Genomic DNA, 6,718 nt, shown 5'->3' on the forward strand with positions numbered 1-6,718 from the left:
ATCAATGGGTAAGTTGGGATTTGCTCCTTGCTCAACTAATACCTGTACTTGGCTTAAGTTACCTGCTTTACAAGCTTGAGTTAACTCGTAGTCAAGTTCAATATAATATTCAGCTTCCGTATCAGGATTAAAGGTTTCAAAAGTCACGTCACCATCTTTTAAACAATATCTCTCGTATTCAGGATATCCCGTGTCTTCATTTTGCCAGTCAGGATGATAAGCCACCAACGTAAAGGCTTCAATATCTGTTTGTTCCAGTAAATCGACAAACTCTTCAGCACCATCATAAAGATCAATCGCAAACTTAATGCATTCATGCTTATGACAAATCAAGATTTCATCACAGAATATATTATACTCTTCCAAAAAGTCATTTATCTCTGTGACCAATTTACTATTGGTACCTCCCATTGTTTTTGCAAACACTTCTGTTGAGCTGTCTTCATCGATATCACAAAAAGCTGAGACGAGATTTTTATTGTAAGCTGATTCGTTAAACTGAAAATACAAACTGATATAAACCATTTCTTAGTCCATTAGTCTGGAACAGGTATAAATTCTAATAACGCATTTTTCGCACTATCTGATGCTTCTCTAGGAAGTGTTAATACTTTTATTGACTCAAATAACTCTAACCATGCATCTTCAGGATCATCTCGAGGATTTATATCCTTTGCTCCCAACTTAATATATCTCTGCCATGCTTTATCTGAATAGTCCCCGCGACTATATATAAATTGAAATTGTTTTGGAATATTAAACTCAACATCTGGTTTTTGGTTAATTAGACCTCTAACTTTACTTTTTAATAACTGATTATTAACCCCATATTTAACCGTTCCATCACTTTTTTTATATTTAAAATTTTGGACAATCCATTTAATTTTTTTATTAATGTTTTCCACCCCTGCATAGCTACGATCAAAGAAAAACTCTCTTCTATAGTTACCGCCAGTCCCATTAGAACACTCATCAGCATCCTCCCCTTTTACTTTTTTATCTTTATTTTTCTTGTTTTTTTTCTTAGCTTTTACATCTTCCAAACGGCCACGATAAACATACGTCCATTGTTCACTAAATTTAGAACACTCACTTTCCACAGATTTAACTTCTAACCACTTTTCAATATTGTCTTTCTTGACAATGATATCTACCTGTCTAAGTAAACTATCATCAGTTTTATTACCTTTAAAGTGAATAGGCAGATTGAACCTTTTTTCTATATCAACAAGTGTATAGCCAATACTTAAATAAGTTGCTGTCATTGCTAGTTGGAACTGAGCTCCTTTAATATCATTCCAATTAGAATCTTTATTTTCTTTCTCTTTTTTACCTTTTTTCTTGTTTTTGTCTCTAACAGCACCACTATAATTAAAGGAACGAGCCAGTAATGTATATACACTTTCTAATGCATCCGTTGGGATTGAACCTTCAATAATGTTATAGTGTATATAGCCAATTATGCCGATCATTTGAATTGTGGGTATTCTTTGCCCCTGAAATCCTTTCAACATATTTAACATATGATCAACACCAACTCTAGCTTTCATCAAGATAGCTGCTTTCCATAGCTGTGGTTTAAATAAAATCTTTCTTGCTTCTAAGATATGACTATTATTGAAAACTTTTTTATCTTTCATCTGTGCACAGATTTGTTTTACTAAATCGCCAATAAATCCAGTTTCTAAATCCAATTTTTCTTCAATAATTTTCAGTTCTTTTAAAAGCTGAACTGCTCTGCCGAGTGGTAATCGTGATTTTTTTGTATTTTTTGCATACGCTTTTGGGATGGCGAAATTAATAGCACTGGCATACCATGGCTCATAGCTTTCAGCGAAACAGGCACTTCCGCTAAAGGTTGGCCTAAACCCGTTGCTGTCACTTTGACGGTGACATTGTTACTGGTATTCACATGGCTCGGTGCATCAATGTTAATTCGATGGGGGGGGGAAATAGTGATGGGTACGGTTCGTGTGATATTTATGAGTTCTATCTCAATTTTCTGACGTAAAATTAAGATAACCAATCCTTTTGGAGGTATAATGGCATTTGGCATAATATTACTAAAGTGGCATTTATTCCAATCAATTTTTTCAAAAAATAACGCTACCGCACCACAGCTTTTACTGCATACAGTCACAAATCCAACCACTACAATATTTTAATTAAATTTCACCAGTGATAAATTAACATTTCTACTATTTTTTAAATGGTCTGAGTTAAATCAGCAGTAATAAATATGAATAATGAAATTCATTTCACAACGTTATTAGCTTTAAGCTCTTCATATTTTTTTGCTCCATTTTCTAACAAACACGTTCTAATATCAGATTTCAACTTATGAAATTCGTTCTCAGGTAACTGCAAGCTATTTAGCACCAATTCTTTTAAACAATCGAGCGCAGTACATTCGAATAAATAATTAACTGAGTTAACATTCGCCCCAAGCTCTATCAAATCTCGAACTGCTTCTAAGTTACCAAAGAGTACAGCTCCCATTAAAGGAGTTGTAATTTGAGACACTTCATACCATGGTATCTCATTAAAATTTTCTGTTAGGTGATCGTCAGGTATATTAGGCATATTTACACCTATTCCTTGATCAACCAGGAATTTCAGCACATTTTTTTTGTATATTCTTGAGTCTATAACAAGCTTGTATATTACACTATTTCCTGTCAACTTATGCCATTGATATAATTGCAACCCTGTATTAAACAACTCCTTAAGATTATTTATTTTGTCATTAGAATTAGACGTTAATAAACTAATATATGCATCATTATACTTATCATTCTTCCAATTGACATCGACACCTTCATTAATTAATTTTTTAATTATACGTGAACTTCCATATTCACAAGCTAGCATCAGCAAAGACTTTTCCTCATCTTCGTCACTTAATATATTAGCATTCACTCCACCCTCAGTTTCAATGAACTGATTAAACATCTTAACATTATCACTCAATATAAACCTTTCAATCTCTCCTTTAGCTAAATTTCCTGTACTTTTTTTGATACCATCCTCACAAAAAAAATCACTTTCATTATTGTTGAAATATATTTCTTCAACTATTCCTTCATCATTTATTAAATATACTTTATCCTCATTTTCTCCATCATATGAGATTCCGACCTCACAAGATCTAACACCTATATTTTTAAAAACATCAAGAATTTCAACAACGAATTCTTCACACCAATCATTTAACTCAATATAAAAACTGTTATATGATTCCTCTAGACTTTCCAAAGATTCAAATACTTCAAACTTTGCACACATTAACTTAAAATCAACCCACGCCCCTCCATTATCAATAATTTTATTTTTTAGCTTACAAAGCTCTTTATTTACTTTCCTTAAATTTCCATAGTAATTTGAAACATTCTTTAAAACCGATTTAACTAATGAATTATCAATATTTTTTGATGAACTAAAAGTTAATCTAATACAAATTGACATAGATAAGCTTGCATCTGCTACCAGTATGAGTTCTTCCTATTATTCCATTGAGGCTTATTTATATACTAAGCCTTATCTTCTGTCTTTAGCTCCTCGAATGTTTTGGCTCCAGCAGACTTCAGAGCTTTTATAATATCATTTTTATCATTCACACTATACTCTATAGCCATGTCAAGCGCTGTACATTTAAATTTTTTATTAACAAAATTAACATTCGCCTTATTTTCAATTAAAATATTAACCGCATCAAGATTTGAATTTAAAACGGCTTCCATTAAAGGAGTTTTAACGTTTTTAGTTTTACCTACCTTATTGTTTTCTGACACATCAACATCATCAATAATATTAATTAAATATTTAAACTTCATTGACTCATATTCTGAGTTTATTAACATTGAAAGCATTCCCCATCCTGTCCCATCTTTTCTCCAACATTTTTTTATGCCTTTCTGAATTAGCCATTCAAGAAGTTCTACACTTGAATTACTCACTGCAATTTTAAACACATTTTCGCCTTTTTTATTCTCCCAGTTAATATTGGCCCCATAATCAACCAGCAACTTCACTATTTCTATATTATCATTGTAACATGCCCACATTAACGCTGACATCACATAATAATCACAGTCACAAACTGCTCCAGCTATATCTGGATTCGCTCCAAACTTAAGAAATAATTTTATGATCTGTTCATTATTATTCTCTATAGCATGTATGATAACAGGCAAATGTTGGACAATCGCTTCAGGGTTTGCTCCTTCCAATAATAGTTCATGACATTTCATATAGTCGCCATTAATAACAGCCCTAAATAAATTTGCATCTATTTCACTCTTAGACTCTCTAACATCTGTTGACTGTATATATTTTTTGACAACTCCATTATTAACCAACACACTAATAACTATAGGATATTCGCAATCATCTTTATATTTATCCCCATAGATTATTACATTAATATTTTTATAGCCTAAAAAATGTAAAGCCAATACAATATCGCTTAAAAAATTTTCAACCAACACCTCAGAATCGCCATCATTACTTTTTTTTACGTTTATCCCACTTTTTCCTTTTAAATTTAACATTCCTTTTTCAATATCTAACAGAATTTCTTTTCTCTCATCCATGCTTACATATAAGCCAGAAAACTGTTTTACGATTTTTTCAGAGCTTATAGAGCTTTCCTTCGCCTCCCAAGAAAAAAACAACTCAAATACATTCATTCTACCTAATCCTTAACAGGAATATATTCTTTTAACTTATCCCAAAATAACTCTTCATTCAAAATAGCTGAAATACTACCTCTAGACTTAAAAACACTATGCCAACCATTTACCCCCAAATCCTTATGTAAAATTCTATTATATTTCTTCCAGTTTTTAATATAGCTATTTCCTTTTAAATTCAAACCAAATTGTTTATTAATATCCACCCCCATATTTTTCATTCTTGGAGTAAGCACACGGACAATCTTCTCAATATCTCCCCTATTATTATAACCCTTGGCATAGCCTTTTCTCTTTTTTACATATTTATTAAAACCATGAAAAACCCACTGAACTTTATCACTAAAGTTATTTACTCCACCATGAGATCTATCAAGAAAAAACTGTCGACGAGGATTACCTGCAGTTGTTTTTTCTCTGTTTTTATTTTTATCCACAAATTTATATATACCAGCACATGTAGCTGAAGAAACTTTATCTTTCTGATTACGTTTTTTAATTTTTGCAGTCACATCAAATAAATTTTGCAGTGATTTACTACAGAAATTTCCATATTCGTAAGACTTAACCTCAACCCATAGCTCAAAGTCATTTTGCAAAACAAGCAAGTCTACTTTACGATCCAAATCAATAGAGAAATCTCCCATATAAACTCTAACATTTTTATTACTCTCTATTCCTTCGACCCTAAAACCTGACGCACTATAACTAACTAAAACTCCAAGGTGGAAAATTTCACTATTTACAGTCTTTATCACCCCACTATTTATATCTTGTGTATCTGAATCAGGAAAAGATGGTTTAAGCTTACCTAATATACCTTTTTTTAAGTGACTTAGTTTTCCTTCCTCAATATTCATTCCTATGTAACTTGTAATAATTATGATGTCTCGCACTGAAGTTCTTAGACCTTCAGCTCCTTTTAATAATCCCCTCATTCCTTTTAACCCTAAATATTTTTTTATAAAGATAGCTGCTTTCCAAAATGGAGGGGTAAATAAGTACTCTCTCATTTCAGCTACTCGCCCTCTTATCTTTTTCGTACTCCCTGTAGTCTTTGCTGGGTTGAAAACTGAAACCACACCTTTTACTGTCTCACTAACCTCAGCCTTTTTCATCTTGAGTTTCTTTGAAATCTCCTTTATAGATTGAAGTATTTTTACTGCTCTACTAGCATCTACTAATGATTTCTTTTTCTTATCTTTAGCATAAGCTTTTGGAATGACTACACTAACCGCACTGGCATACCATGGCTCATAGGGTTGATTATCCAAATACGCAAAATCATCGTCACTTAAAACTTCTCCCAGTGCCCCCCCTAAGGGCATAGCAAATAAATCAATCCAGGCCAGCAAATGATCACTATTTTGCACTGTTGAAATAAAAAACTTTAACTCTTCTTCATACTCATCCATATGCGTAATAAAATCAGCCAACAACGCCATAAACCCAGCCATACTTTGTAAATCTTCAAAGCTTCGTTTATCCCAGCAACGCTTTGCAACTTTTCCAATGGTTCCAGCAAGAGCGCGTACAAATGGCGATTTTGGATTAATTTTTCTAAAAAGCTTATTCAACCCTTTGGAAACTAGTTTAAATGGTTTAGTTGCAGGCGTTGGGATAACAGAAATTGTTCCCAGTGCACTTGTAAGAAGTAACTCAGGCTTAAAATCTTTATCATTACCCGTTGATAGGTAATACAATTGCCGACCAAGCTCTGCGATATCTTCATAAGGCACCACCCAGGAAATGGCTTCTTTACCGTAATCCACTGCTGTTTCTAATACGCCTTCCCAATCAATATCATACCAAGCCGCGTACGCTGGAGTGACAAAGGAAGACAAGGGTAAATTCAGTGGGGGTTGATAAGCAACAGTAATCGAACCTGCAATTTGCATATTAACACGCTGGCTTACTACCTCACTAAACCAATCACTGGACACCACACCTAAATATTGGGTGGCTTGTTTAGCCGTTATTGCAACCCTGGCAAGTTTGAGTTGGCTGTTATCAATGAGCTGATTTAA

6 protein-coding genes are annotated in these 6,718 nt (G+C 33.1%); all 6 read right to left on the bottom strand.

The genetic code is table 11. The features are described from left to right. Positions 1-525, bottom strand: a 525-nt coding sequence (locus KCG35_RS23120; protein WP_215822226.1) for a hypothetical protein, incomplete at its 3' end; no start/stop codon positions are given. Between the two features lie 11 nt (positions 526-536). Continuing rightward, positions 537-1,694, bottom strand: coding sequence for a hypothetical protein (locus KCG35_RS23125; RefSeq protein WP_215822227.1), 1,158 nt, complete (start codon positions 1,692-1,694; stop codon positions 537-539). A 26-nt stretch (positions 1,695-1,720) separates the two neighbouring features. After that, a complete protein-coding gene (locus KCG35_RS23130) occupies positions 1,721-2,140 on the bottom strand; it encodes a hypothetical protein (RefSeq protein WP_215822228.1) in 420 nt (139 codons plus the stop codon). 113 nt (positions 2,141-2,253) lie between these two features. Next, a complete protein-coding gene (locus KCG35_RS23135; protein ID WP_215822229.1) occupies positions 2,254-3,465 on the bottom strand; it encodes an ankyrin repeat domain-containing protein in 1,212 nt (403 codons plus the stop codon). 65 nt (positions 3,466-3,530) lie between these two features. Continuing rightward, complete coding sequence (locus tag KCG35_RS23140) at positions 3,531-4,688, bottom strand: ankyrin repeat domain-containing protein (protein WP_215822230.1); 1,158 nt, start codon at positions 4,686-4,688, stop codon at positions 3,531-3,533. A gap of 5 nt (positions 4,689-4,693) precedes the next feature. Next, positions 4,694-6,718 (bottom strand): hypothetical protein (locus KCG35_RS23145; RefSeq protein WP_215822231.1); only part of this gene is annotated, 2,025 nt, incomplete at its 5' end.

The sequence above is a fragment of the Zooshikella harenae genome (assembly GCF_018837975.1).
In the GTDB taxonomy this organism is placed as follows: domain Bacteria; phylum Pseudomonadota; class Gammaproteobacteria; order Pseudomonadales; family Zooshikellaceae; genus Zooshikella; species Zooshikella harenae.